This is a genomic window from Ornithinimicrobium flavum, from assembly GCF_004526345.1.
Lineage (GTDB): Bacteria > Actinomycetota > Actinomycetes > Actinomycetales > Dermatophilaceae > Ornithinicoccus > Ornithinicoccus flavus.
In genome coordinates this window covers 1,709,664-1,734,594 of the sequence record NZ_CP038213.1, presented here as the reverse complement: position 1 = coordinate 1,734,594, position 24,931 = coordinate 1,709,664, and the positions used below count along the sequence as shown (strand labels likewise).

Here is a 24,931-nt window from a genome sequence, read left to right as displayed (position 1 = left end):
GCGGGCCCTGCGTGGTTCACTTCGGTATGCAGTCCCACCACGACACCCCTGCCCGTGCGGCCGCCGCGGCCGACACCTCCGCCTACCCCGCAGCCCGCTCCGAGGAGGAGTGGAAGGCCCGCCTCACCCCGGAGGAGTACCACGTGCTCCGGGAGGCCGGCACGGAGCGACCCTTCGTCGGCGAGTACACCGACACCAGGACCGAGGGCGTCTACAGCTGCCGGGCCTGCGGCGCGGAGCTCTTCCGCAGCGAGACCAAGTTCGACTCCCACTGCGGCTGGCCCAGCTTCTACGCGCCGCTGGCCGAGGACCGCGTGCAGTACCTCCAGGACGACTCGCTGGGACGCACCCGCACCGAGGTGCGCTGCGGGTCGTGCGGCTCCCACCTGGGGCACGTCTTCGAGGGCGAGGGGTACGACACCCCCACCGACCTGCGCTACTGCATGAACTCCATCGCCATGACGCTGCAGCCCGCCGGGGACTCCCAGGCCTGACGGGGAGGTTCCTGGGCGGGGCGCGCCGGGAGATCCGGTCGCGTCCTGCTCAGGGCAGGCTGGCCACCAGGGCGTCGAGCTCCACCCGCGGGCCGGTGAAGAAGGGGACCTCCTCGCGCACGTGCAGCCGCGCGTCGGTGGCCCGCAGGTCGCGCATGAGGTCGACGATGCGGTGCAGCTCGTCGGCCTCGAAGGCCAGCAGCCACTCGTAGTCCCCCAGGGCGAAGGAGGAGATGGTGTTGGCCAGGACGTCCTTGTAGTCCCGGGCCGCCTCCCCGTGCTCACGGAGCATGCGACGCCGCTCCGCGTCGTCGAGGACGTACCAGTCGTAGGAGCGCACGAAGGGGTAGACGCACAGGTAGGCCTTGGCGGCGTGCCCGGAGAGGAACGCCGGCACGTGGCCCCGGTTGAACTCGGCCGGACGGTGCAGCCCGACGTTGCTCCACACCGGCTCCAGGTGCTGGCCCAGGTGGGTCTGCCGGAACCTCTGGTAGGCCCGCTGCACGGTCTCCACGTCGGCGGCATGCCACCAGATGAGCAGGTCGGCGTCGGCGCGGAGCCCGGAGACGTCGTAGACCCCCCGGACGACCAGCCCCTGCTCGGTCAGCTCGGCGAAGAGCTCGCGCACCTGCCGGGCCAGCCCGGAGCGGTCCTGGGGCAGGGGGGCGGCGGCGCGGAAGACGGAGTAGGCGGCGTAGCGGATCTGCGTGTTGATCTGCTCGACCTGCTCCGCGGTGGGCTCGGTGTAGTCGCTCATGGTCCTCATTCTCCTTCGGTGACCTGGGTGGCGGCCGCGCGGGCCGAGGCGATGCAGGCGGGGATCCCCACCCCGTCGTAGGTGGCGCCGCAGACGGCCAGGCCCGGCAGGCTCGCGACAGCGGCGCGGACCTCGGCGACGCGGTGGTGGTGGCCCACCGCATACTGCGGCAGCCCCCCACCCCACCGCTGGACGTGCGCGTCGACGGGGACGGGGAGCACGCGGCCCAGGGCCCGACCGACGTCGGTCAGCGCGCCGCGCACCAGCTCCTCGTCGGGCCGCTGCAGCGTGGCCTCCTCCCGGTGGCGCCCGACCGAGGCGCGCAGGAAGGTCAGGTCCTCCCCCGCGGGACCGGCCCCCCGTCCGGCCTCGCGCACCCACTCCCACTTGGTCGCGCTGAACGTCGCGGCCTTCACGAAGGCGCGGTCCACGGGCGGCACGAGGAAGCCGGAGCCGGGAAGCTCCCCCAGCTCCCGGGTGGGCAGGGCGAGCGTGACGACCGCCATCGAGGCGGTCTCCACCCCGGCCAGCGCCCGGGCGGCCTCCGGAGCGAGGTCGCGCATGAGCCGGGCGGTCGGCGCGGGCGGCAGGGCCAGCACCACCGCGTCGGCCCGGTATGCCGTGGGTCGGGGCCGCGGGCCGGTCACCACCTCGTAGCCTCCCTCGTCCAGCGCGTGCAGCTCGCGGACCACGGTCGAGGTGAGGACGGTGACGCCGCGGTCGCGCAGGACCTGCTCCAGGGCGGCCGGGAGGCGGTGCAGGCCGCCGCGCACGGTCCCGAAGACCGGGGCGGCCGAACGGGTCTGCGTGCCGTCGTGGGGCGCGGGGAGCAGGGCGTCGACGGCCGCCAGCAGCGAGCCCCCGCTGCGCGCCACCTCGAACAGCTGGGCAGCGCCGCTCGGGCGGACAGGAGTCGCGCGTGACCGGCGTAGACACCGCCGAGGAGCGGCTCCACGAGCCGCTCGGTCACCGCCGCTCCCAGCCGGTCGGAGACGAGGGAGGCGACGTCGCAGTCCTCCGCCTCCAGGCGGGGCGTCAGCTCGGCGCGGACGCGGTCGACCTCCGCCGGCGTCAGCAGGCCGCGCAGGGACCCCGGATCGGCGGGCACGCCCATGAGCGTGCGGCGAGGCAGCGGGTGGACGGTGCCCCGGCTCCACACCTGCGCCGGTGCGCCGCTGGGGTGGACGAGGTCACCGGCCAGCCCGGCCCGACCCACCAGGTCGCTCGCCTCCGGGCGTCGCATGAGGAAGGCCTCCGCCCCCACGTCGAGGGTCCGGCCGGCGACGGGCTCGCCCCGCAGCTTGCCCCCGACCCGGTCGGCGACTTCGAGGAGGGTGACCCGCGCGGCCGGGTCCCGGCGGGTGATCTCCTCGGCCGCCGCCAGCCCGCTGATGCCTCCCCCGACGACGAGGTAGGTGGTCGGGCGGGGCGGCATACCGACCACCTTCTCATCCGCGCGAGCCGGCCCCGCCACCAGCGTCCCGTGACACGATCGTGACCTGGGGGGGAGGAACCGTCCGCCGCCCGGCCCCGTCGCAGGGGCAGACCCGAGGAGGAGTCATGACCGGACGACTGATCGCCGTGCTGCTGGGCCTGGTGCTGGTGCTGGCGGGGTGCTCGGCGAGCACCTCGGACGACGCCCTGGACGGAGGTGCCCCGGACCTGGCGGCCCCGGCCGCGGACCGGGGCTCGGGCGACGACAGCGGCGGGGACGCGGCGGAGGGCGAGGCCGGGGACGCGGCGGCGGAGCAGGCGGCCGTGGGGTCGGACGTCGGCACCGTTGCCGACGTTCCCGACGGCGAGGGACCGATGATGGTGCGCCGGGTGGAGCTGGAGGTCCAGGTGGGTGACGTCTCGCAGGCGGTCACGCGGGCCCGGGCCACCGCGACCGGGGCCGGGGGGTGGGTCGAGTCGGAGGAGGTCGTCCCGGGGGACGACGAGCGGCCCGGCTACGCCTCGATCGTGCTGCGCGTCCCCTCCCAGGGCCTGGACTCCGTGGTCACCAGCCTGGGCGAGCTGGGCGAGGTGACCGGCAGCCGCAGCAGCGCCGAGGACGTCAAGGCGGAGTACCGCGACGTCGAGGCCCGCGTGGCCACCCTCGAGGCCGGCGCGCAGCGGCTCCGTGAGCTGGTCGCGGAGGCCGGCAGCGTCTCGGACATCGCGAACCTGGAGCGGGAGCTGGCCGCCCGCGAGGCCGACCTCGACGCGCTGAAGGCACGGATGAAGGTCCTCGAGGAGGACGTCTCACGCTCGACCATCACCCTCCACCTGGCGGAGGAGGGCGCCGAGGTCGCGCAGACCAGCACCCGCGGGTTCCTCCCCGGTCTCCGCCAGGGGTGGGAGGCCTTCACCGGCTCGGTGACCGTGCTGCTCACGGCGCTCGGCGCCGTGCTGCCCTTCCTGCTGCTCGCGACGCTCCTCGTCCTGCCGCTGCTGTGGTGGAGGCGGCGTCGCGCCGTCCGCCCCGCCGCGTCGCTAGGCTCGGACGGTGACCGACACGCAGCTGCAGCAGGAGATCCGGACCGCTCTTGAGGTCGTCGACCCCGACACCTTCGACGCCGCCGCCGAGGCCGAGCGACGGATCAACTTCCTCGCGACCTACCTGCGGGACACCGGCCTGAAGGGCTACGTCCTCGGGATCAGCGGTGGCGTGGACTCGACGACCGGGGGGCGGCTCGCCCAGCTGGCCTGCGAGCGGGTCCGGGCCTCCGGCGGGCAGGCCACCTTCGTCGCGATGCGACTGCCCTACGGTGAGCAGGCCGACGAGGACGACGCCCGGCGGGCGGTCGACTTCATCGGCGCCGACGAGGTGCTGACCGTGGACATCCGGCCAGGGGTGGACGCGCAGTGGCAGGCCCTCCTCGCCGCCGGTCTGCACGTCAGCGACGAGGTCGACGACTACCACCAGGGCAACGTCAAGGCCCGGCACCGGATGGTGGCGCAGTTCGCCGTGGCCGGGACGCGGAGCCTGGCCGTGATCGGCACCGACCAGGCGGCCGAGGCGGTCGTCGGCTTCTTCACCAAGTTCGGCGACGGCGCGGCCGACCTCACCCCCCTCTTCGGCCTTCCCAAGCGGCGGGTCCGGGAGATCTGCCGGCACCTCGGCGCCCCGCCCGAGCTCGTGGCCAAGGTGCCCACGGCCGACCTGGAGAGCGACAAGCCGTTGCGGGCCGACGAGGAGGCGCTCGGCGTCCGCTACGAGGCCGTCGACGACTACCTCGAGGGCCGGCAGGTCACCCCCGAGGACGAGGCGACCATCCTGGGCTGGTACCGCCGCACCGCCCACAAGCGCGCCCTCCCCGTCACCCCGGACGGCTACCTGCGCGACCGCTGACCGGCCGCGCCGTCACCCGCGTCGGACGCGGGCCCCGTCACTCCGGCCGCGCGGAGACCTCGTGCACCAGCGAGACCACCCGCGTCAGCACCTCGGGGTCGGTGGCCGGCAGCACGCCGTGACCCAGGTTGAAGATGTGCCCCGGGGCGGACCGGCCCTCCTCCACGATCTCGCGCACGCGCCGTTCCAGCGCCTCCCACGGCGCGAACAGCAGGGCCGGGTCGAGGTTGCCCTGCACGGCGTACCGCCCCCCCGTGCGCTCGACCGCGTCGGTGAGGCTGACCCGGTAGTCCACGCCGATGACCTCCGCACCCGCGTCCGCCATCGGCGCCAGGAGCTCGCCCGTCCCCACGCCGAAGTGGATCCGCGGCACCCCCAGCCCGGCCACCTCGGACAGGACCGCACGGCTGTGCGGCTCCACGTGCCGCAGGTAGTCGGCGCGCGAGAGGTGCCCGGCCCAGCTGTCGAAGAGCTGCACGGCGCCGGCGCCGGCCTCGACCTGCACACGCAGGAAGGTGGCGGAGATCTGCGCGAGCCGTGCGCACAGGTCGGACCAGAGCTCCGGGTCGCCGTGCATGAGCGCCTTGGTGCGCTCGTGGTTCTTGCTCGGCCCGCCCTCCACCAGGTAGGAGGCGAGGGTGAACGGGGCGCCGGCGAAGCCGATGAGCGGGGTCGGCCCGAGCGCGGCCACGAGCCGTCGCACGGACTCGGTGATGTCGGGTATGGCGTCCGCCGTGAGCTCGGGCAGCCGGTCCAGGTCGGCGCGGGTGCGCACCGGCTCGGCGATCACCGGCCCGACGCCGGCGACGATGTCGAGGTCGAGACCGACGGCCATGAGGGGCACGACGATGTCGCTGAAGAAGATGGCCGCGTCCACCCCGTGGCGGCGGACCGGCTGCAGGGTGATCTCGGTGACCAGCTCAGGGGTGCGACACGACTCCAGCATCCCCACGTCGGCGCGGAGGGCGCGGTACTCGGGCAGCGACCTTCCGGCCTGGCGCATGAACCAGACGGGGGTGTGGGGCACCGGTTGCTGCCGGGCGGCACGGACCAGGACGCTGTCGGACGGGCTGGACGGGCTGGACGGGCTGGGCACGGTCGGGGAGGTCACGGGGCGAGTGTCCCACGCACGGGCGCGCTGGAAGACTGGCCGGGTGAGCGACGACGACGCGGCAGCCGCCGCCGACCGGGTGCGCGCCGCCCTCCCCGTTCGGGCCGGGCGCCTGCTGCTGCGCGCGGTGGGCACGTCGGACGTGGCCGCGGTGCACGCGTACCGGCGGCACCCGGAGGTGGCCGCATACCTGGGGCATCCCCCGCTGGACCTCCCCGGTGCCGCGGCGCTCGTGAGCGGATGGCTCACGGAGGCGAGGGTGGTGGCCGGGGGCGTGGAGGTGGAGGGTCGGCTCGTCGGCGACGTGCGTCTCACGGTGCGGCCGTGCTCGGCCGTGGCCCCGGCCCGGACGCGGGAGGTGGAGGGATGGCTCGGGTATGCGGTGCACCCCGAGGTGCAGGGCCGCGGGCTGGCGACGGAGGCGGTGCGGGCGATGGTCGGGCTGGCGCTGGGCCCTGGCCGGCTGCGCCGGATCACCACCCGCGTCTTCGCCCCGGCCGTGGCGTCCTCCCGCCTGCTCGCCCGGCTCGGCTTCACCCACGAGGGCACCGAGCGCTCGGCCGTGCTCGCCCCGGACGGGACCTGGTGGGACGACGAGGCGTGGTCGCTCCTGCGCGAGGAGTGACCGCGTCCGGTCGGCGTTGCGCTGCTGCAGAAGGCGCGACGGGGGCCCTACTGTGGGAGGCGTGGTGAGCCGAATCAGTGAGACTCGTTCCCGGCAGCGGCCGGCGGGCGGGTCCACGGCGCCCGAGGCGACGCTCTTCGCCCGTGCGATCGAGGGGCTGCGCGGTGCCCTGGTCCGGCCCGAGCTGGTCCTCGAGGAGGTGCCCGCCCCCACCAGGCTGGCCCCGCACGCCGTGGCGCTCTCCGGGGAGGTCGTGCCGTCGCACCTCTCCGAGGACGACGACGCCATCGCGACCGGCCGCTTCGTCCTGCTGCACGACCCGTCCGGCCCCGAGCCCTGGGAGGGCACGTGGCGCGCGGTGACCTACGCCAAGGCGCTCATGGAGCCCGAGGTTGGGCACGACCCGCTCGCGGGTCAGGCCGGCTGGTCCTGGCTCACGGACGCGCTCGAGGGCGCCGGGCTGGGGTATGCCGCCCCGGCGGGGACCGTCACCTGCGTCACCTCGGAGAGCTTCGGCGCCCTGTCCGAGCGGGAGCCGTCGGTGGAGCTGGAGATCCGGGCCTCGTGGACCCCCGTCCTCACGCAGGGGTCCGAGCCGCACGAGCTCGCGCTCAACCTCGGCGCCTGGGGCGACCTGCTCTGCACCCTCGCCGGCCTGCCCCCGCTGCCGGAGGGTGTCGTCGCGCTGACCGGCGTCCGGTGGTGAGCGTGACGTCGGAGCCGGCGCCGGAGGGGTCGGAGGACCACCCCGACGACGACCCGATCAACGACTACGAACGCCTCACCGCCCCCGCGGACGGGGTGCCCGACGTCGTCGACACCCCGGAGGGGCTCGCGGCCTGCGTCGCGGCCCTCGCCGCCGGCACCGGACCCGTGGCCGTCGACGCCGAGCGGGCCTCGGGCTACCGCTACGGCCAGCGCGCCTACCTCATCCAACTGCGCCGTGCGGGCTCCGGCACCTGGCTGGTCGACCCGATCCCGTTCGACGACCTCACCGACCTGGACGCGGCGCTCGCGGACGCCGAGTGGGTCCTGCACGCCGCCACCCAGGACATCCCCTGCCTGGCCGACGTCGGGATGCGCCCCCGGCGGCTCTTCGACACCGAGCTCGGCGCCCGGCTCGCCGGCCTGCCCCGGGTCGGCCTGTCTGCGGTGCTCGAGTACTACCTCGGGATCACGCTGGCCAAGGAGCACTCGGCCGTCGACTGGTCCACCCGGCCGCTGCCCGAGCCGTGGCTGCTCTACGCCGCCCTCGACGTCGAGCTCCTCGTTGCCCTGCGGGACCGCATGGAGCGTGACCTGCTCGAGCAGGGCAAGGCCGAGTGGGCCCGTCAGGAGTTCGAGGCCCTGACCACGTTCACCGGCCCGCCCGGGCCGGACGACCCGGATGCGTGGCGCCGCACCTCCGGCCTGCACCGACTGCGGTCGGCCCGTCAGCTGGCGGCGCTGCGGGAGCTGTGGCTCGCGCGCGACGCCATCGCCCGGGAGCGGGACGTCTCGACCGTGCGGGTCCTGCCCGACGCGACCCTGGTCGACCTGGCGCACCGGCTCCCCCGGCAGGCCTCCGCCCTGCCGTCGGCCCGGCCCGAGCGGTCCCGCAGCCGGCAGCGGCGCGCCGAGCAGGGGCTCCTGCGCCACCAGCGCACCTGGCTGACCGCGATCAGGACGGCCGTCGAGCTCCCGGAGGACGAGCTCCCCGCCCCCGCCCGCCGGGACGCCCCGCCGCCGCCGCGGGCCTGGGCCGACCGCGACCCGGAGGCTGCCGAACGCCTGGTCCAGGTGCGCGAGGCGCTGGCCGGGCTGTCCGCACGCGTGGACGTCCCGGTCGAGAACCTCATGAGCCCCGACACCGTCCGCCGGGTCCTGTGGCGGCCCCCGCAGGACCGGTCGGTGGCCGGTGTCGACGCGGCCTGCGCCGAGCTCGGGGCCCGGGCCTGGCAGCGAGAGCTGGTGGTCCCCCTGCTCGTCGCCAGCCTCGACCCGCCCGGCTGACATCACTCGTCCGTATCTCATATATGTGATCTAGAGTGGGCGTCCATGACCGAGAGCTACCTGTCCCGCATCGGCGGACTGATCCGTGACGCCCGGCGTCACAAGGACCTCACCCAGGCCGAGCTGGCCGAGCTCCTCGGCACCAGCCAGAGCGCCGTGGCCCGCATCGAGCAGGGCAAGCAGAACCTCTCGCTGGAGATGATCGCCCGGATCGGGGAGAAGCTGGACTCCGAGATCGTCCAGGTCTCCTCCGGCGTCCCGCAGAACCTCCGGATCACCGGTGGCGTGAAGCTGTCCGGCGAGATCGACGTCCGCACCTCCAAGAACGCCGCCGTGGCGCTGCTGTGCGCCTCCCTGCTCAACAAGGGAAGGACCACGCTGCGCAACCTCGCCCGGATCGAGGAGGTCAACCGCATCACCGAGGTGCTGACCAGCATCGGCTTCAAGATCCGTTGGCTCCCCGACTCCTCCGACCTGGAGATCACCCCGCCGGAGACCATCGACCTGGGCTCGATGGACGAGACGGCCGCCCGCCGCACCCGCACGATCATCATGTTCCTCGGCCCGCTCATGCACGAGTTCGGCTTCTTCGAGCTCCCCTACGCGGGTGGCTGCGACCTCGGCACGCGCACCGTGGAGCCGCACCTCATCGCGCTGCGGCACTTCGGGCTGGACGTCACGGCCACCACCGGGTCCTACCACGTGTCGGTCGACCCGGCGAAGCGCCCGACGCGCCCCATCGTGCTCACCGAGCGCGGGGACACCGTCACCGAGAACGTCCTGCTGGCCGCCGCCCGCCACCCCGGGACGACGGTCATCCGCAACGCCTCGTCCAACTACATGGTCCAGGACCTGTGCGTCTTCCTTCAGCAGCTCGGCGTGCAGATCGAGGGCCTCGGCACCACCACCCTCACCGTCACCGGCGTCGAGCACATCGACCAGGACATCGAGTACTCCCCCTCCGAGGACCCGATCGAGGCCATGAGCCTTCTCGCGGCCGCGGTGGTCACCGGCAGCGAGATCACGGTCCGGCGCGTCCCCATCGAGTTCATGGAGATCGAGCTGGCCGTGCTGGACACCATGGGGTTCGAGTGCCACCTCAGCGAGGAGTACACCAGCGCGAACGGCCACACCCGGCTGGTGGACCTCACCACCAAGCCAGGGCCCCTCAAGGCTCCGCTGGACAAGATCCACCCGCTGCCCTTCCCCGGCCTCAACATCGACAACCTGCCCTTCTTCGCGATCATCGCCGCCTGCGCCCAGGGCTCGACGCTCATCCACGACTGGGTCTACGAGAACCGCGCCATCTACCTCACCGAGCTCACCACCCTCGGGGCCAAGGTGCACCTGATGGACCCCCACCGGGTGATGATCGAGGGCCCGACCAAGTGGCGCGCCGGCGAGATCATGTGCCCGCCCGCCCTGCGCCCCGGTGTGGTCATCCTGCTGGCGATGCTCGCGGCGCCCGGGGTGTCGGTGCTGCGCAACGTCTACGTCATCAACCGCGGCTACGAGGACCTCGCCACCCGGCTCAACGCGCTGGGCGCGCAGATCCAGACCTTCCGCGACATCTGAGGTGTCGGTCGTCTGGGACGAACGGGGCGGGGCCACCGTGGTCCGCGACGGCTTCCCCCAGTCCTACGTCGACCCGGACGACCCACTGCTGCTCGTCTTCGAGTACGTCGAGCAGTTCGCCCTCGTGCTGCAGGCACTGCGGCCCGACCCCGCCCCTCTGGCCGTTACCCACGTCGGTGGCGCGGGGATGACCCTCGCCCGGTGGCTGCACCGCACCCACCCCGGCAGCCCACAGATCGTGCTGGAGCCGGACGTCGCGCTGACCGAGCTGGTGCGCCGCGAGCTGCCCCTGCCGCGCGGTCACCGGATCCGGGTCCGGCCGGTCACCGGGCAGAGGGGCTGCCCGCCCTGCGCGACGGCTCGGCCGACGTCGTCGTCGTCGACGCCTACGACCAGGGTCAGCTGCCGGGAGAGCTCGCGGGCACCCGCTGGGCGGCGCAGGTGGCCCGGGTGCTGTCACCGGACGGGCTCCTCCTCGTCAACGCCTCCGACGAGCCGGGTCTGCGCTGGGTGTCCCGGCTGACCGCCACCCTGCGCACCCGGCTCCCCCACGTCGGCCTCCTCCTGCTCCGCGAGGTCGCCAAGGGCAGGCGCTTCGGCAACGTCGTCGTGGTCGCCTCACCGTGCCCTCTGGACGACGTCTCCCTCAGCCGTGTCGCCGCCCGGGCCAGCTTTCCCAGCGAGTGGCGCAGCAGCGCCCGCACGGCCTCCTCCGAGAAGGGTGCCCGGCCCTTCGGTGAGGTGGGCGAGCCCTCCCCCGCCCCTCCGACACCGGTCTGCTCAACCTGCGCTGACCTTCCCCCGCGGCGGCGCCGCCTGCGCCAAGATCATCCTCATGACCGACGCAGGTCCACCTCGCGAGCGTCGCCCCGCCGAGCTCGCGCACGATGGGATGGCGCCCATGGCGATGGACCCGTGGAGCCGGCAGGCGCTGCTGCGCGAGGGGCTCGTCCTCGCGGTCGCCGCGGTGCTGGCGGTCGCGACCGCCGTCCTGGTCCCGCACGAGACGTCCACGCCCCTGCTCGCCCTGGCCCTGGTCTACGTCTACGGGGTCGGTGGCGTGGTCGTCCTGCACGTCCGGGACTCGCGCCGGGCCGCGCGGCAACGGCGGTTGCGCGCCGAGCGCGAGCGCGCGGTCCCGCTGGGGACGGTCGTCGAGGCCGCCGTGCGCGAGGAACGGCGCCGGCTCGCGCTCGACATCCGTCGGGTGCTCCTGGAAGCGCTCTCGGAGGTGCACGAGCGCAGCGGCCGCCTGCTCGAGGGCGACCGCTCCGACGAGGACGTGGCCCGGGCGGTGCCCGCGATCAGGGCACGCACCCAGCTGGCCACGAGCGAGCTGCGCCGACTCCTCGGCATCCTGCGGGCCGCGGAGGGCACCGACGGCGCACCCGGTCAGCACGAGCTGCCGCCGGACGGCGCGGGGCTGCCCGGCCCGCACCCGGTCCCCGGACGGTCCGGCCCGCTCGTCCTGGGACGCCCCCGCGCCGGGACGTCGTCGAGACGCTGGTCATCGTGGCCCTGGCAGGGCTGGAGTGCGCCATCAACCTCCCCTCCCGGCCCGGTGGCGCGTCCCCCCTGGTGGTGGGCGCCACCCTGCTGGCCGCCGCGCTCTTCCTCGGGCGGGCGGCCGCGCCCGTCCCCACGGCCGTCGCCCAGGGCGTGGTCTTCGCCGGCGGCGCCCTGCTGGGCGCCCCCGTGATGTCCGGCGCCTGGATGGTGCGCGGGGTCGGGGGCGTCCTCTGGCGCTCCGCGGCAGCCGCCCCCCGACGGCTCGGGCTGCCCGCCGCCGCGCTGCTCGCGGTCACCGTCGTCGCGTCCCGCTACGCCGAGCCCGCGATCGGGGTCGCGGCCAGCGCGGCCGTCGTCCTCATCGCGCTGATCGGCGGGGTGGTTTCCGCGGTGACCCGCCACCGGGCCGCCCTGGCACGGGAGGAGGAGGAACGGCAGGCCAGGATGGCCGACGCCCAGGTCCGCCGCGCCGTCGCGGAGAGCGCCTCCGGCTGGCGCGCGAGCTGCACGACACCGTCTCGCACAGCGTCGGCGTCATCGCCATGCAGCTCAACGTGCTCGACGTCGCCACCTCGGCGGAGCAGCGCGCCCAGGCGCTGGTCGCCGTCCACGCCACCAGCGAGGATGCGCTGCGCGAGCTCAGCAGCGTCGACGAGCTCACCCGTGGGGTGGTCGACACGCATCCGGCCCGCACGCTCGACGACGTCGAGGCCCTCGTCGACCGGGTCCGCGGCGCCGGGGCGCGCGTCGAGCTGGACGTCACGGGCACCCCGCCCCTGGCGCACCTCCCGGTGATCTACCGCCTGGCCCAGGAGGCCCTCACCAACGCCCTGGTCCACGCACCGGGGGCCGCGGTGCGGCTGCAGCTCGACTCCGGTCCCGGGGGGACGCGTCTCGTGGTGCAGGACGACGGCCCGGGCCCGGTGCCGCCGCAGGCCCCGGCGCACTACGGCACGGTGGGCCTGCGCGAGCGGGTCCAGCTGGTGTCCGGGACGCTGCACGTGGGTCCTGCACCCGAGGGTGGGTTCGTGGTGAGCGCCCACCTGCCCGCCCCCGCTAGGGTCGGCCCCGAGGAGGTGGCTCCGTGACGATCCGGGTGATGGTGGTCGACGACCACGCCACGATGCGGGCCGGGCTGGCGATGGTCCTGTCCAGCGCACCGGACATCGAGGTCGTCGGCGAGGCCTCCGACGGGGAGGAGGCCGTGCGGGTCGCGCTCTCCTGCCGGCCGGACGTCGTCTTCATGGACCTGCAGATGCCGCGGTCCGACGGCATCTCGGCCACCGCCCGGATCCGGCAGCGGCTGCCCGAGGTGCGGATCCTGGTGCTGACCATGTTCGACCTGGACGACTACGTCGCCCGCGCGATGGACGCCGGTGCCCACGGCTTCCTGCTCAAGACGGCCGACGCCGCCGAGCTCATCGGTGCCGCCCGGTCCTGCGTCGACGGCGAGACGGTCCTGGCCCCCGCCGTGCTCGACCGGGTGATCGGCGACTTCGTGCAGCACCACGGGGCCCGGGCGCCCAGCCCCGGGCTGGAGCGGCTCACCGAGCGGGAGGCCGAGGTGCTGGCGCTCATGTGCACCGGCATGTCGAACGCCGAGATCGCCGAGCACCTCGTCGTCGAGGTCGCGACCGTCAAGACCCACGTGGCCCGGATCCTGCAGAAGCTTCCCGCGCGGGACCGGCTGCAGGCCGTCGTCCACGCCTTCCACGCCGGTCTGGCCGGACCGGCGCGCTGACGGGGACCGGGCGGCGCCCGGCGTCTACGCTGGCCCCGTGCGCACCGCATACCTCGACCACCCGGGGCCGATCGCGATGGCCCACCGCGGCTTCTCCCCCGAGGGTCTCGAGAACACGATGGTGGCGTTCGAGGCTGCGGTCGGGCTGGGCTACCGCTTCGTCGAGACCGACGTGCACGCCACCCGCGACGGCACCGTCGTGGCCTTCCACGACGACACCCTCGACCGGCTCACCGACCGGGTCGGGCGGATCACCGACCTGTCCTGGCGCGAGGTCTCCCGGGCCCGGATCGGACGCAGCCGGGAGTCGGTGCCCCTCCTGGAGGAGCTCCTCGGCACCTGGCCCGACCTGCGGCTGAACATCGACGTCAAGTCCCCCGGGGCGATCCTCCCCCTGGCCCGGGCGCTGGAGCGCACCCGGGCCCACGACCGCGTCTGCGTCGCCTCCTTCTCCGACCAGCGCCGCCGTGAGGTCCTCATGCGGCTCACCCGTCCCGTGGTGACCTCGGCCGGTCAGACGACGGCCGCGCGGTTCCGGGCCGCCGCGGCCCTTCCTGCGCTGCTGCGGACCACGGTGGTGTCGCGGGTGATGGCCGGGGTCGACGGGCTGCAGGTGCCGGTCCGGCACGCCGGGGTCGAGGTCGTCACCCCCGCCACCCTGGCCGCCGCCCACGAGGTCGGCGCCTTCGTGCACGTGTGGACGGTCAACGACCCCGCCGAGATGCACCGTCTGCTCGACCTCGGCGTGGACGGGATCGTCACCGACCGGGCCGACCTGCTCCGGGACGTCCTCACCAGCCGGGGGCAGTGGGCCTGACGTGGGCCGGCGCGGTTCGGGCCCCCACCACCCTGAAGGGTGAGGGTGCCGGTTCGGCAGGAGACGCCTCCCTCTGCCTGCCACGGTGGTGGACGTGGCGCCAGACGCCTGACCGGCGTCCCGTCCGTCACCCAGAGAGGGAGAAGACGCATGAGTGATCGTCCGTTCGACCAGCACGCACCCGGGACCGACCCGGACCCGATGACCCCCGGCTCACCCGCCGAGCCCGGAGAGGCCGCGCCGCTCACGGCCGCCCCGCCGACCTTCGAGCCCGTCGGGGGCTCCTCCACCACGGATCTCTCGTCGACCGGCTCGTCCACCACGGACGTGGCCAAGCAGGAGGCCGCCTCGGTCGGCCAGGACGCCAAGGCCGGCGCGGGCCAGGTGGCCCAGACCGCCGGCCAGGAGGTCAAGCACGTGGCCCAGGAGGCCAAGGGCCAGGCCCAGCAGCTGTTCTCGCAGGTCCGGGGCGACGTGACCGAGCAGGCTCGCGGTCAGCAGCACCGGGCGGCCCAGGGCCTGCACGGCCTGGCCGAGCAGTTCAGCGACATGGCGCGTGGCACCGAGGGCTCCTCGATGGCCGCCGGTCTGGTCCAGCAGGCCGCTGACCGGGTCGACGGCGTCGCCGGGTGGCTCGAGGGCCGGGAGCCCGCCGACCTGCTCGACGACGTGAAGCGCTACGCCGCCGCAACCCGGGGACCTTCCTGGCCGTCTGCGGCCTGGTCGGTCTGGTCGGCGGTCGACTCACCCGCGGCCTGCGCGACGAGGCCGCCGACAGCGGAGCCGGGTCGGGGCAGCAGGGCTACGGCCGGCGTACGGCACGGCCGGTTCGGGCGCGGCCTACGACCCGTACCCGGCGGGCACCGGGTACCCGACCGGGACGAGCACCGGTGACCCCACCACCACGGCCGCGGGCGGCGGCTACGCCGGGACCACGGGCGGCTACGCGGCCGGGACCACGGGCGGCTACCCCGAGACCACGGCCTGGGACGACCCGTCGGACGGGACGCAGCCCCAGGCCTACGGGACGCCGGGTCAGGGCACGGACGTCGACGCCGTCGCCGAGCCGCTGCCCACGGGCGAGGAACTGCTCGAGCACCGGGACGGTGACCGCCTGTGACCCACCCAGGCTCCGGCGCCCACGTGGCACCCGACCCCACGCCGGGAGACCGGCACGGGGTGCCTCCCGCGGAGCAGATCCAGGGCGCCCACGACACCTACGACAAGGGTGAGATCGACTCCGTCGGCGCCCTGATCTCCGACATCAGCGCGGACCTGTCCACGCTGATGTCGCAGGAGGTCGCCCTGGCCAAGGCCGAGCTGAAGCAGAGCGCCAGCCGGGCCGGGGCCGGGGCCGGGATGCTCGGCGGGGCCGGCGTCGCCGCCCACTTCGTGCTGCTCTTCGCCTCCATCGCCCTGTGGTGGGCCCTCGGACACCTCATGGGTCTGGGATGGTCCGCCCTCGTGGTGGCCCTGCTCTGGGCAGTCATCGCCGCGGTGCTGGCCGTCGTCGGCCGCAACCGGCTCAAGGACGTAGAAGGAATGCCGCGCACCGTCGAGACCGCCAAGCAGGTCCCGGACGCGCTCAAGGGAAACGAGGACCACCGATGACCACCAACCCCGACGTGCCCCGCACCACCGACGACCCCGAGGTGCTGCGCGCCCAGATCGCGCAGACCCGGGCCAGCCTCAGCCGCGACGTCAACGCCCTCGGCGAGGCCGTGAGCCCGTCGAACGTCGCCAAGCGCCAGGCCGAGAAGGTCACCGGCAGCGTCAAGGACGCGGGCCGCTCTCTGAAGGAGAAGATCATGGGCAGCGACAACGACCCCTACGACACCAGCCCCGGTATGGGGATGCGCGCCCAGTGGGCCGCCGAGGACGCCGGGGGCGCCGTCGGCGACGCGGCGGCCTCCGCCCGGGACGCGGTGGCGAACGCCCCGTCGACGGTCCGCCGCCAGGCGCAGGGCAACCCGCTGGCCGCCGGCCTGATCGCCCTGGGCGCCGGCTGGCTCCTGGGCTCCCTGCTGCCCGGCACCGAGAAGGAGCGTGAGCTCGCGGTCACGGCCAAGGAGCAGGCCCAGGAGCACGGTCAGCCCCTGGTCGAGGAGGTGAAGGCCGCCGCGCAGGAGGTCGTCGAGAACGTGAGGCCGCAGGCTGAGCAGGCGGCGGAGGAGCTGAGGACGACCGCCCAGGAGGGGGTCGACAGCGTCAAGGACGAGGCCTCGAGCCAGACCGAGCAGGTCAAGGCCTCGGCGCAGGACTCCGCCCAGTCGGTCAAGGAGACCAACGACCGGACCTGACGGTCCGCCGGACGCCCCGGAGGGCGGTCACTCCTCGCACGCGGTGAACTCCCACAGCGAGGCGTGGCCGCCCTCGTCCACCTTGGTCCAGCCCTCCCCCTCGGCCGGCTCGATGAGGTAGAGACCCTGCGTGGTCTCCTCCCACTTGGCGTTGAGCTCGTCCTCGAAGGTGAGGGAGTCGGCATACACGTGGGTGACGCCCAGGTCCCGGACCGCCTGGCACACCGAGGGGTCGGTCTCCCAGTCGGAGAACCGCTGCTGGAGCAGGGTGCGCTCCGGGCTGCCCGGGATGGGGCTGAGCTGGGGGAAGACGACCTCGACCCCGGCCCGGTGGAGCAGGTAGGGCGACCCGGCGACCGCCTCCCCCAGGACGACCGCGTCGGGGGGCAGGACGTCCCCCGCCCGGTCGATCATCTCGATCTCCTCGGGCTCCAGGATCGTCCCCCAGGCGATCGGGTAGGTCGTGTAGGTGGACGCCATGACCTGCACCTGGGAGGTCCAGCGCAGGCCGGAGGTCAGCACCACCACGGCCACGACGACCAGCGCGGCCGCGGCCTCCAGCCGCACCCCCAGCCGGGCGGCCACCGTGCGGGAGAGCCAGCCCGCCGCCCCGGCCGCCAGCAGCACGGCGGGGACGATCGCGAGCTGGTTGATGCGCGAGGCCTGGGTGTACCAGAAGCCGGCCAGGATGCGCGCCGGGTTCTCCGGCGGCCCGGCCGCCAGCAACGTCAGGGCCACGGCGGCCACCAGGGAGACCACGAGCCAGCGGGCGTGCCTCCAGCGCAGCGTGAGGGCGACCCCCAGCCACACGAGGAGGGTGACCGCCAGGTTGACGCTCGTGACCTTGTAGACGTAGATGAGCGGGTGGTCGATGGACAACGACCCGAGCCCGGGCAGGTAGCTGTCCTGACCGCCCCGCTCGTAGTCCATGATCGAGCGGACGGGCGGGAAGTTGAGCAGGAAGACGAGGGTGCCGAGCACGGCCACGACCAGGGCCGTCCCGGCCCCCAGCGCCAGCCAGGGCCGCCCGAGCCGCGCGGTGCGGCGCAGCTGCCGCCCGACGAGCACGCTCACCAGTGGCAGGGCCAGCAGCACCAGGCTGAACAGGCCGGAGGCGTGGGCGAGCACCACCCCGGCGACCGCCCAGGTGAGCCCGGTCGCCAGCGCCAGGTGCATGCGCCAGGAGAGGACCCCGCGCAGGGTGGCCACGAGCAGCGCGATCGTGCCCGGCAGGCACGCCACCGACAGGGCGAACGGCCAGACCGCGAGCATCGAGACCGCCACCGCAGGGAAGGTGACGAAGCTGGCGGCGAGGACCGGCACCATCACCGTGGGCAGCGCCCGCGCCGGCCACACCACGCGGGCGAGGGCGACCAGGCCGGCGATCCAGATCACCGAGCCGATCACGACCGAGGACGCGTTCGCGGCCTCGGTGACCCCGGGGAAGCCGGGGGCGACCGCGACGATCCCGTGCCACACGGCGGGGTAGAACGGGGCCAGGTTGTCGGCGTACATCGGCGCCAGCCCGCCGAAGGAGGAGGAGTTGCCCGTCTCCCGCACGAACCACAGCGCGTTGAGGTGGAAGACCGCGTCCCAGGCCTGCGGCGGCTGGTCGGCCCGCCCCATCCCGGTCATCATGGCCGCCCCCAGCACCCCGCCGCCGAGGACCCACGTGACGGCCAGCCAGCCACGCTCGGCGGCGCCCAGTCGACGCTCGCCGGCCACGGTGACCCCGGAGGGGTCGGACGTGGTGCGCAGCAGCCTGCCGACCCCGGCGGCCACCGCCACCGCGACCAGCATCCCGCCGAGGAAGCTCCAGAACGTCCACGGGAGGCCGACCAGCTCGTACCCGACCGCCAGGGCGCCCGCCAGCCCGCTCGTCACCGCCGGCCCGCGCCCAGCGCGAGCAGCCCGCGCGGCCCCGAGCAGGCGCAGCACGGCATACCCCGGCACCACCCACATCAGGGCGAGTGCCAGGGTGCCGGGGAGGACCGACGACCAGCTCATGCGGTGGTGGGCTCGCCCCCGCCGACGGTGAGCCGGGGGACGCCGGCGAAGCGGGAGGGGTCGGTGACGCGGCGGCCGTCCAGGAGAGCCCGGAGGCCGGGCAGGTCGGTGGCGGACAGGGTGGCGTACTCGGGGTGGTCGGCCTGCACGATCGCGACGTCGGCCTGCTCGCCCAGGTGGTAGGGCTCCCAGCCCAGGGCGGTCAGCTCGGCATCGGTGTACATCGGGTCGTGCACGAGCACGTGGGCGCCGCGCTCGCGCAGCGCCGCCACGGTGGCGAAGACGCCGGAGAAGGCGGTCTCCTTGACCCGGCCGCGGTAGGACGCCCCGAGCACGACGACGCGCAGCCCCTCCAGGGTGCCGAGCAGGTCCTGGGCGCGGGACACGGCGTACTCGGGCATGGCGGCGTTGGCGGCCCGCGCCTGGGACACCACGGTCGCGTCGGGGTCGGTGGACAGGTAGAGCCGGGGGTAGACGGGGATGCAGTGCCCGCCCACGGCGATGCCGGGGGTGTGGATGTGGGAGTAGGGCTGGGAGTTGCAGGCCTCGATGACGCGGTGCACGTCGATGCCCACGCTGTCGGCGAAGCGGGCGAACTGGTTGGCCAGCCCGATGTTGACGTCCCGGTAGGTCGTCTCGGCCAGCTTGGCCATCTCCGCGGCCTCGGCGCTGCCCAGGTCCCACACGCCGTTCGGGCGGGGCAGGTCGTCCCGGTTGTCGAAGTCCAGCACCGCCTCGTAGAAGGCGACCGCGCGGGGCGGTGCCCGCCTCGGTCAGCCCGCCGACGAGCTTGGGGTAGCGGCGCAGGTCGGCGAAGACCCGCCCGGTCAGCACCCGTTCCGGGGAGAAGACGAGATGAAAGTCGCTGCCCTCGTGCAGCCCGCTGATCTGCTCGATCATCGGCTTCCACCGGGTGCGGGTCGTGCCGACCGGCAGCGTGGTCTCGTAGGAGACGAGGGTGCCGGGGGTCAGGTGCGCGGCCAGGGACCGGGTCGCCTCGTCCATCCAGCCGAAGTCCGGGGCGCCGGTGGCCTCGTCGACGAACAGCGGCACGACCAGGACGACCGCGTCGGCGCCCGGGATGGCCTCGGCGTAGTCGGTGCTCGCGCGCAGCCGCCCGGCGGGCACGAGCTCGGCGAGCTTGTCGGCCAGGTGCGCCTCGCCGGGGAAGGGCTCGCCCGGCGTTGACCGCCTCCACCACCGCGGGGTTCACGTCGACGCCGACGACCTCGTGCGAGGGGTCGGCATCGGCGAACTGCACCGCCAGCGGCAGCCCGATCTTGCCCAGCGCGACAACGGCGATCTTCATGAGGGTGGTCCCGTCCTGTTCCGGTGGCGCCCGCAGCGGGGCGGCTCGTGCGTGCCCAGGATAGGTGACGTGGCACCCCATACCCTGAACGCATGATCGCTCGACCTTCCGCCTCGACACTCCCGACGGCACCTCCCTCCACGTCTCCCCGCTGGCTGCCCGAGGGACCGCCCCGGGCGGTGGTCAGCTCGCGCACGGGATGGTCGAGCACGCGGCCCGCTACGCGCACCTCGGCGAGCGGCTGGCGGAGGAGGGGTATGCGTCTACGCGGCCGACCACCGGGGTCACGGCCGGACCGCTGGCGGCCCCGGGCGACCTGGGCCACTCGGCGACGAACGCGGCTTCGCCACCGTCGTCGACGACCTGATCGCCCTCACCGACCACCTGGCCCTCGAGCACCCCGGTGCCCGGGTCGTGCTGCTGGGTCACAGCATGGGCAGCTTCCTGGCGCGGGCCTACGCCGCCCGCTACGGCGACCGGCTGGCCGGGCTGATCCTGTCGGGCACGGCCGGGGACCCTGGCGCCACGGGTCGGCTGGGGCTGCGGATCGCCCGGGCGGAGTGTCGGCTGCGCGGCCCCCGGGCCCGGTCGCGGCTGATGGAGGCGCTGGTCCTGGGCCCCTACAACCGGCCCTTCCGCCCGCACCGGACGCCGTTCGACTGGCTCTCGCGCGACGAGGCGCAGGTGGACGCCTACGTGGCGGACGAGCTGTCCGGCGGCCACGCGACCGCGGGGTTCTACCGCGACCTGCTCGGCGGTCTGCTGTGGGTCAGCGAGGAGTCGACCGCAGCGTCCATGCCGCGGACCCTGCCGGTCCTCCTGGTGTCCGGAGAGGTCGACCCGGTGGGCGGGGCGAAGGCCGTGCAGGAGGTGGCCGACCTCTTCCGTCGGGTCGGTCTGCAGGACGTGACGACCCAGGTCTGGCCCGGCGCGCGCCACGAGATCCTCAACGAGACCAACCGCGAGGAGGTCGAGGACCACCTGGTCAGCTGGCTGCGCCGCGTCGTCCCCTGAGCCCGCAGGCCGCGAGCGAGGCGGTCATGAAGGGACCGGGGGCCTCGGGGTGCAGCACCAGGGAGGGATGGCGCGGGAGCAGGGTCCTGGGCCGTCCGTGCCGGCGCCGGGCCCTGGCCAGCGCGCCCAGGCGCTCCGCGGGGGTGCTGGGGTCGAGGCAGGCCTCCAGCAGGTCGTGGTCGGCGAGCGAGAGGGGGTCTGCGGCCGTGTGCGCGACGGCCAGGACGGACCGCACGACCCCGGCCAGGTCGGTCCGCTCCTGCGCGGTCCACCAGAGCGGGTCCGGGCGGTGGAGCACCGCGCCGAAGACGTGGATCCGAAGCAGCTTGGTCGCGACGGCCGCCCGGACCCGGTCGGGATAGGCCAGGAACCACCGGCTCCCCACCAGGTGCTCGACGAAGGCGAGCTCGGTCGCGACCGGACGGGGCTCGAGGGTCACCCGGTCCGTGGCGTCCTCCCCCACGAGGTAGGCCGGGCCGGAGCGGTCCACGACGACCCGGGTCTCCGCCCACAGCCGCGTGACGTAGGGCACGTCGTCCCCGACGGGCAGCCCCTCCACCAGCTCGGCACCCAGCCGCTCGCGGGTCGCCGTCCGCACCAGGCCGAGCGGGGCGCTGCGGTAGCTGAGCCGGTCGCGCACCAGGTCGGCCACCTGACCGGGGCGCAGCCACGGCCGGACCGGCGGCGTGGGCACGATCCGGTCGGGGTCGCCCAGGGCGAGGCGGGACATGACGCAGTCCACCTCCTGGCCTCCGGGACGGCGTCGGCAAGCCGCAGCCAGGATTCGACCGCCCCCGGGAGCAGGCGGTCGTCGCTGCCCAGCAGCGAGACGAACTCCCCCGAGCCTCACGCATCCCGGCGTTGAAGGGCCCCGCGGGGCTGCGGATGCCGTCGTGGTGCTCGAGGAGGCGCACCCGCTCCCGGTGCCGCGGGGCGATGACGCCCTCGATCCGCTGCGGGTCCACGCCGTGGCAGACCACGGTGACCCCGGCGTGGGGACCGTTGTCGTCCAGCACGCTGGCCACGGCCTGCCCGACCGGCCTGGTCGGGGTGTGGCAGGCGATGACCACCTCGACGCGGGTCACCGCCGACGCCCACGGATCTCGGCGGCGAGGCGGTAGGCCCGGTCGTACCCCTCCGCGACCGCCCGCGCCGAGAACCGGTCGCCGACCGTGGCGGCGATCTCCTCGGCGCTCAGGTCGCCGCGGTGAGGAGCACCTGCTCGACGGCGTCCGCGTAGGCACCGGGCGTCTGCACGTCCACCGTGACGCCGACGCGCGGGTCGAGGTACTCCCCCTGCCCCCCGGTGGCACCGACGACCACGGGCCGGCCCGAGACCACGGCCTCGGCGCAGGACACGAAGAAGTTGTCCCCGAGGGTCGGCCGAGGAAGAGGTCGGCGGCCGCCAGCTCGGCGAGCACCCCGTCCCGGTCGAGGGTGCCCACCAGCTCCACCCCGTCGGACACCCCCCGCTCCTGCGCCCGCCGGGCGACCGCGTCGCGCAGCGGCCCCTCCCCCACCAGGCGCAGCGTCGTGGGGCGGCCGCGCCGGCGCAGCTCGGCCACGGTGTCGACGGCGGTCAGCGGGTCCTTGCGCTCGATGAGACCGCCGACCGAGACCAGCCGCAGCGTGCTGCCCGGGCCGGGGCGCGGGGGGACCCGGGCCAGGGGCGGCACGATGCAGGGGACGACGAGCGTGGGCCTGCTCCCCCGGACGGCCCGCACCGGGCGCGCGAGGTGGTCCACCACGGCGGTCGCCAGGTCGGGCCGCGCCAGCAGCGGTCGGAGGAACGGCAGGGCGGCCCGCCAGGGTCCCGGCAGGGTGCCGGGGGCGGTCAGGCCGGACCAGTGCTCGGTGTGCACCCAGGGCACTCGCGGCCTCGTCACCGCCCACGGCAGCAGGGTGGAGAAAGCCATGGTGTGGACCAGGTCGGCACCGCGGGAGAGCTCTCCGAGCGCACGGGCGGCCCGGGCGACCTGGAGCGGGTCGGTGGTCGACATGGGGACCCGGGTGACAGGCAGCCCGGCCAACTCCTCCCGCCGTGGGTCCTGCCCCAGCTGGGCCGGCGGGACGAGGTGGACCAGGGCGACGTCGTGGCCGAGGTCGGCGATCGCCCGGGCGTCGCGGACGACGAACGACCCGGTCGAGCGGCTCGACGTCGTCGGCATCCAGGTGCTCACGGCCAACACGCGCATGGCCCCAATCTAGGCCGCCGCTACCCTGTGCGACGTGGTGGTCCTCTCGGTGGTCGGTGCGCGTCCGCAGTTCGTCAAGCTCGCCCCCGTCGCGGCGGAGTGCGAGCGGCGCGGGGTGGAGCACGTCATCGTGCACACCGGGCAGCACTACGACCCGATGCTGTCCGACGTCTTCTTCGCCGACCTGGGCATCCCCGACCCGGATGTCCACCTGGGGGTCGGGTCCGGCGGCCACGGTGCGCAGACCGGCGCCATCCTGACGGGGATGGAGCAGGTGCTGCGGGACCGGAGGCCGGACCGGGTCCTGGTCTACGGCGACACGAACTCCACCCTGGCCGGGGCGCTGGCCGCGGTGAAGCTGCACCTGCCGGTGGCCCACCTCGAGGCGGGGCTGCGCTCCTTCAACCGCCGGATGCCCGAGGAGCACAACCGGGTGCTCACCGACCACGCGGCCGACCTGCTCCTGGCCCCCACGCAGGTCGCGATGGGCCACCTGGCCGCCGAGGGGCTGGCCGACCGCGCGGTGCTCGTGGGGGACGTGATGATCGACGTGCTGCACCGGGTCCGCGACGAGCTGGCCGATCCCGACGCCGTGCTGGCCGAGCTGGGTATGGAGCCGGGCACCTTCTCGGTCGCGACGGTCCACCGGGCCGAGAACACCGACGACCCGGACCGCCTGGCCGGCATCGTGCGCGCGCTGCAGGAGGTCGACCACCCGGTCGTGCTGCTGGCCCACCCCCGCCTGCGCGCGCGGGCCGCGGAGCACGGCCTCGACCTGGACGGCGGCTCGCTCACCACGCACGACCCGCTGCCCTACCCGTCCCTGGTCGGCGCGGTCAGCCGGGCCCGGGGTGTGATCACCGACTCCGGCGGCCTGCAGAAGGAGGCCTTCGCCCTGCGCACCCCGTGCACGACCGTCCGCACCGAGACCGAGTGGGTCGAGACCGTCGAGCTTGGGTGGAACGTGCTCGTCGAGCCCGGTCCGGCGCTGCGCGAGGCGGCCTCCCGGCCGCCCCGACGCCCACCGACGCCGCTCCCTACGGCGACGGGCACGCCTCCGCCGCCGTCCTGGACGCCCTGGAGGGCCGGCCGGTCAGCGGCTGAAGTAGTCGACGCGGTCGGTCAGTCGGACCAGCCACCGCGCCTCCCCGACCGGCACGGCAGGCTCCGTCCACTCCCGCTGGAGCCGCGCCAGCTCGTGGTCCGGTGGCCCGCCCGCCGCCCGGACCACGTCGCCGTACGAGCCGTCGGGAGCGTCCGCGAAGGAGTCCCGCGGTGCCCGGGTGGCGAAGGCCTCCAGGCGCGTGGTCCCGCCCTCGCCGTCGACGACCAGGGTGCCGTCGTACGCCACCTGCGCGACCTGGGTGTCGCCCTCCTCGAATGACTCCAGGCTGGAGAGCAGGGTAGCCAGCCCATCCGGACCGGCGTCCGGGTCGCTGTGCGCCTGCGCGACCTCGTGCACGGCGCTCACCGGGCCGGTCGGGTCACCCGCGGGCGCCCCGAGGACGGCCTGCCAGGTGAGGCTGCACCGCAGCCCGAAGGGGTCGCGCCGCTTCCAGCTCGTCTCCCCCTCGCGGCAGCTGTTCAGCTCGTTCACCGACAGCACGACCAGACCGGCCGCCTCCAGGTCGCCGACCATGCCCGCGTGCCGCTCCTCCCACGCCGGGGCCCACCGGGCGTGCGCGGCGTCCACCCGCGGGTCGTCCGGGTCGGTGCGCGGCAGCGGCCAGCCACCGTTGAGCTGGTAGGCCAGCGCCCCGACCAGCACCCCGACCCCCGCGAGCGCGGCGATCCCCGCCACCGCGAGGGCGCGCACCCACCCGCCCCTGCTCCTCATCGGGCCAGTGTGGCACCTGACAAACCCGTTGTGCCCGCGGGCGGTCCTGCCCACACTGGGGGGCATGGAACTCTCGGTCAGCACCGTCCGCCATACCCCGGGCGCGTCTCCGCCGGCGGCGGACCTTGCCGACTTCGCCGACCTCAGCCGCCGCACGATGCTCGCGCTCTACGGGGACGACGACCTGGCCGACACCCCCGCCGAGCTCGGGACCGTCTTCGTCGAGCAGGCCTACCACCGCAAGGTGATGCTGTTGGCCCGGGACGGCGACCGGGCGGTGGGCGGCCTGTGGGCGCGGATGCCGCTGCGGGACA

At 74.7% G+C, this 24,931-nt stretch carries 25 protein-coding genes and 4 pseudogenes; 18 read left to right on the top strand and 11 right to left on the bottom strand.

The features are described 5' to 3' along the window. The first annotated feature begins 26 nt into the window (after positions 1-26). Positions 27-494 (top strand): peptide-methionine (R)-S-oxide reductase MsrB, encoded by a 468-nt coding sequence (msrB, locus tag E3Z34_RS08060; protein ID WP_134773191.1) that lies wholly within the window; start codon positions 27-29, stop codon positions 492-494. Positions 495-543: 49 nt separating this feature from the next. On the opposite strand, the gene hemQ is transcribed toward msrB, so the two are convergent. The 3 genes from hemQ to E3Z34_RS19745 are packed head-to-tail and all read right to left on the bottom strand — an operon-like array spanning position 544 to position 2,686. After that, a complete protein-coding gene (hemQ, locus tag E3Z34_RS08055; protein ID WP_134773190.1) occupies positions 544-1,251 on the bottom strand; it encodes a hydrogen peroxide-dependent heme synthase in 708 nt (235 codons plus the stop codon). Positions 1,252-1,256: 5 nt separating this feature from the next. Then, positions 1,257-2,012, bottom strand: coding sequence for a protoporphyrinogen/coproporphyrinogen oxidase (locus tag E3Z34_RS19450; protein ID WP_338043807.1), 756 nt, complete (start codon positions 2,010-2,012; stop codon positions 1,257-1,259). Next, a complete protein-coding gene (locus tag E3Z34_RS19745; RefSeq protein WP_338043797.1) occupies positions 1,895-2,686 on the bottom strand; it encodes an FAD-dependent oxidoreductase in 792 nt (263 codons plus the stop codon). Before E3Z34_RS19745 ends, E3Z34_RS19450 begins: the two co-directional genes overlap by 118 nt. 125 nt (positions 2,687-2,811) lie before the next feature. Here E3Z34_RS19745 and E3Z34_RS08045 point away from each other — a divergent pair, with 125 nt between their 5' ends. Next, entirely contained in the window at positions 2,812-3,783 is a 972-nt protein-coding gene (locus tag E3Z34_RS08045; protein ID WP_134773189.1) for a DUF4349 domain-containing protein, read from the top strand. Then, positions 3,740-4,585 carry an ammonia-dependent NAD(+) synthetase gene (gene nadE / locus E3Z34_RS08040; RefSeq protein ID WP_134773188.1) on the top strand — a complete coding sequence of 282 codons (846 nt, stop codon included), beginning with the start codon at positions 3,740-3,742 and terminating at the stop codon, positions 4,583-4,585. The genes E3Z34_RS08045 and nadE overlap by 44 nt, the downstream gene beginning before the upstream one ends. A gap of 37 nt (positions 4,586-4,622) precedes the next feature. Here nadE and hemE read toward each other — a convergent pair whose 3' ends face one another. Further along, positions 4,623-5,696, bottom strand: a complete 1,074-nt coding sequence (hemE, locus tag E3Z34_RS08035) for a uroporphyrinogen decarboxylase (protein ID WP_238695414.1) — start codon at positions 5,694-5,696, stop codon at positions 4,623-4,625. A 43-nt stretch (positions 5,697-5,739) separates the two neighbouring features. Here hemE and E3Z34_RS08030 point away from each other — a divergent pair, with 43 nt between their 5' ends. The 6 genes from E3Z34_RS08030 to E3Z34_RS18785 all read left to right on the top strand — a co-directional run bounded on the left by E3Z34_RS08030 (position 5,740) and on the right by E3Z34_RS18785 (position 11,587). Further along, positions 5,740-6,321, top strand: a complete 582-nt coding sequence (locus tag E3Z34_RS08030) for a GNAT family N-acetyltransferase (protein ID WP_158288642.1) — start codon at positions 5,740-5,742, stop codon at positions 6,319-6,321. A gap of 61 nt (positions 6,322-6,382) precedes the next feature. After that, positions 6,383-7,027 (top strand): DUF3000 domain-containing protein, encoded by a 645-nt coding sequence (locus tag E3Z34_RS08025; protein WP_134773186.1) that lies wholly within the window; start codon positions 6,383-6,385, stop codon positions 7,025-7,027. A gap of 2 nt (positions 7,028-7,029) precedes the next feature. Then, positions 7,030-8,313, top strand: a complete 1,284-nt coding sequence (locus tag E3Z34_RS08020; protein WP_134773185.1) for an HRDC domain-containing protein — start codon at positions 7,030-7,032, stop codon at positions 8,311-8,313. Between the two features lie 45 nt (positions 8,314-8,358). Next, complete coding sequence (locus E3Z34_RS08015) at positions 8,359-9,888, top strand: helix-turn-helix domain-containing protein (RefSeq protein ID WP_134773184.1); 1,530 nt, start codon at positions 8,359-8,361, stop codon at positions 9,886-9,888. Between the two features lies 1 nt (position 9,889). After that, a complete protein-coding gene (locus tag E3Z34_RS08010; protein WP_194092442.1) occupies positions 9,890-10,411 on the top strand; it encodes a spermidine synthase in 522 nt (173 codons plus the stop codon). A 312-nt stretch (positions 10,412-10,723) separates the two neighbouring features. Next, positions 10,724-11,587, top strand: a complete 864-nt coding sequence (locus E3Z34_RS18785) for a sensor histidine kinase (RefSeq protein WP_238695413.1) — start codon at positions 10,724-10,726, stop codon at positions 11,585-11,587. Positions 11,588-11,708: 121 nt separating this feature from the next. Here the strand turns inward: E3Z34_RS18785 and E3Z34_RS18780 are convergent, their stop codons facing one another. Next, positions 11,709-11,906, bottom strand: coding sequence for a hypothetical protein (locus E3Z34_RS18780; protein ID WP_238695546.1), 198 nt, complete (start codon positions 11,904-11,906; stop codon positions 11,709-11,711). Between E3Z34_RS18780 and E3Z34_RS18775 the strand changes: the two genes are divergently transcribed. The 6 genes from E3Z34_RS18775 (at position 11,889) to E3Z34_RS07980 (ending at position 16,255) form a co-directional block, all read left to right on the top strand. After that, a complete protein-coding gene (locus tag E3Z34_RS18775) occupies positions 11,889-12,485 on the top strand; it encodes a sensor histidine kinase (protein WP_238695467.1) in 597 nt (198 codons plus the stop codon). The genes E3Z34_RS18780 and E3Z34_RS18775 overlap by 18 nt on opposite strands. After that, the gene (locus E3Z34_RS08000; RefSeq protein ID WP_134773182.1) at positions 12,482-13,138 is read left to right on the top strand and encodes a response regulator; all 657 of its coding nucleotides are present in this window, start codon (positions 12,482-12,484) and stop codon (positions 13,136-13,138) included. Before E3Z34_RS18775 ends, E3Z34_RS08000 begins: the two co-directional genes overlap by 4 nt. A gap of 37 nt (positions 13,139-13,175) precedes the next feature. Next, positions 13,176-13,955 (top strand): glycerophosphodiester phosphodiesterase family protein, encoded by a 780-nt coding sequence (locus E3Z34_RS07995; RefSeq protein WP_134773181.1) that lies wholly within the window; start codon positions 13,176-13,178, stop codon positions 13,953-13,955. Between the two features lie 150 nt (positions 13,956-14,105). Then, positions 14,106-14,849 carry a hypothetical protein gene (locus E3Z34_RS07990; RefSeq protein WP_134773180.1) on the top strand — a complete coding sequence of 248 codons (744 nt, stop codon included), beginning with the start codon at positions 14,106-14,108 and terminating at the stop codon, positions 14,847-14,849. Positions 14,850-15,152: 303 nt separating this feature from the next. Then, on the top strand, positions 15,153-15,566 hold the full coding sequence (locus E3Z34_RS07985; protein ID WP_238695465.1) for a phage holin family protein: 414 nt from the start codon (positions 15,153-15,155) through the stop codon (positions 15,564-15,566). Beyond that, complete coding sequence (locus E3Z34_RS07980; RefSeq protein WP_134773179.1) at positions 15,563-16,255, top strand: DUF3618 domain-containing protein; 693 nt, start codon at positions 15,563-15,565, stop codon at positions 16,253-16,255. The genes E3Z34_RS07985 and E3Z34_RS07980 overlap by 4 nt, the downstream gene beginning before the upstream one ends. 27 nt (positions 16,256-16,282) lie before the next feature. Here the strand turns inward: E3Z34_RS07980 and E3Z34_RS07975 are convergent, their stop codons facing one another. Both E3Z34_RS07975 and E3Z34_RS07970 read right to left on the bottom strand, forming a co-directional pair. Then, positions 16,283-18,262: a DUF6541 family protein gene (locus E3Z34_RS07975; RefSeq protein WP_134773178.1), complete on the bottom strand. Its 1,980-nt coding sequence runs from the start codon at positions 18,260-18,262 to the stop codon at positions 16,283-16,285. Then, positions 18,259-19,571 (bottom strand): annotated as a pseudogene (locus tag E3Z34_RS07970) (nucleotide sugar dehydrogenase). The gene E3Z34_RS07975 and the pseudogene E3Z34_RS07970 overlap by 4 nt, the downstream one beginning before the upstream one ends. Positions 19,572-19,847: 276 nt before the next feature. Here E3Z34_RS07970 and E3Z34_RS07965 point away from each other — a divergent pair. After that, positions 19,848-20,585: pseudogene (locus tag E3Z34_RS07965) on the top strand (alpha/beta fold hydrolase); the annotation flags it as partial. Here E3Z34_RS07965 and E3Z34_RS07960 read toward each other — a convergent pair. The 3 genes and pseudogenes from E3Z34_RS07960 to E3Z34_RS20220 form a co-directional block, all read right to left on the bottom strand. Further along, the gene (locus E3Z34_RS07960; RefSeq protein ID WP_134773177.1) at positions 20,557-21,315 is read right to left on the bottom strand and encodes a glycosyl transferase; all 759 of its coding nucleotides are present in this window, start codon (positions 21,313-21,315) and stop codon (positions 20,557-20,559) included. The pseudogene E3Z34_RS07965 and the gene E3Z34_RS07960 sit on opposite strands and share 29 nt — an antisense overlap. 464 nt (positions 21,316-21,779) lie before the next feature. Then, positions 21,780-21,944 (bottom strand): hypothetical protein, encoded by a 165-nt coding sequence (locus E3Z34_RS17675; protein ID WP_158288641.1) that lies wholly within the window; start codon positions 21,942-21,944, stop codon positions 21,780-21,782. A gap of 86 nt (positions 21,945-22,030) precedes the next feature. Next, positions 22,031-22,150 (bottom strand): annotated as a pseudogene (locus E3Z34_RS20220) (hypothetical protein); the annotation flags it as partial. A gap of 34 nt (positions 22,151-22,184) precedes the next feature. On the opposite strand from E3Z34_RS20220, the gene E3Z34_RS07955 reads away from it, so the two are divergent. Then, positions 22,185-22,793, top strand: a complete 609-nt coding sequence (locus E3Z34_RS07955) for a hypothetical protein (protein ID WP_134773176.1) — start codon at positions 22,185-22,187, stop codon at positions 22,791-22,793. Between the two features lie 21 nt (positions 22,794-22,814). After that, positions 22,815-23,884, top strand: a pseudogene (wecB, locus tag E3Z34_RS07950) (non-hydrolyzing UDP-N-acetylglucosamine 2-epimerase). Here wecB and E3Z34_RS18220 read toward each other — a convergent pair. Continuing rightward, positions 23,874-24,617, bottom strand: coding sequence for a hypothetical protein (locus E3Z34_RS18220; protein ID WP_202977056.1), 744 nt, complete (start codon positions 24,615-24,617; stop codon positions 23,874-23,876). The pseudogene wecB and the gene E3Z34_RS18220 overlap by 11 nt on opposite strands. Positions 24,618-24,931 lie beyond the last annotated feature (314 nt).

Excerpts from the sequence above, each read along its gene's own strand:
- msrB (WP_134773191.1), top strand. The coding sequence starts at position 27 with ATGCAGTCCCACCACGACACCCCTGCCCGTGCGGCCGCCGCGGCCGAC.
- hemQ (WP_134773190.1), bottom strand. The coding sequence starts at position 1,251 with ATGAGCGACTACACCGAGCCCACCGCGGAGCAGGTCGAGCAGATCAAC.
- E3Z34_RS19745 (WP_338043797.1), bottom strand. The coding sequence starts at position 2,686 with ATGCCGCCCCGCCCGACCACCTACCTCGTCGTCGGGGGAGGCATCAGC.
- E3Z34_RS08045 (WP_134773189.1), top strand. The coding sequence starts at position 2,812 with ATGACCGGACGACTGATCGCCGTGCTGCTGGGCCTGGTGCTGGTGCTG.
- E3Z34_RS08015 (WP_134773184.1), top strand. The coding sequence starts at position 8,359 with ATGACCGAGAGCTACCTGTCCCGCATCGGCGGACTGATCCGTGACGCC.
- E3Z34_RS18785 (WP_238695413.1), top strand. The coding sequence starts at position 10,724 with ATGACCGACGCAGGTCCACCTCGCGAGCGTCGCCCCGCCGAGCTCGCG.
- E3Z34_RS07990 (WP_134773180.1), top strand. The coding sequence starts at position 14,106 with ATGAGTGATCGTCCGTTCGACCAGCACGCACCCGGGACCGACCCGGAC.
- E3Z34_RS07980 (WP_134773179.1), top strand. The coding sequence starts at position 15,563 with ATGACCACCAACCCCGACGTGCCCCGCACCACCGACGACCCCGAGGTG.
- E3Z34_RS07975 (WP_134773178.1), bottom strand. The coding sequence starts at position 18,262 with ATGAGCTGGTCGTCGGTCCTCCCCGGCACCCTGGCACTCGCCCTGATG.
- E3Z34_RS07960 (WP_134773177.1), bottom strand. The coding sequence starts at position 21,315 with ATGTCCCGCCTCGCCCTGGGCGACCCCGACCGGATCGTGCCCACGCCG.
- E3Z34_RS07955 (WP_134773176.1), top strand. The coding sequence starts at position 22,185 with ATGAGACCGCCGACCGAGACCAGCCGCAGCGTGCTGCCCGGGCCGGGG.
- E3Z34_RS18220 (WP_202977056.1), bottom strand. The coding sequence starts at position 24,617 with ATGAGGAGCAGGGGCGGGTGGGTGCGCGCCCTCGCGGTGGCGGGGATC.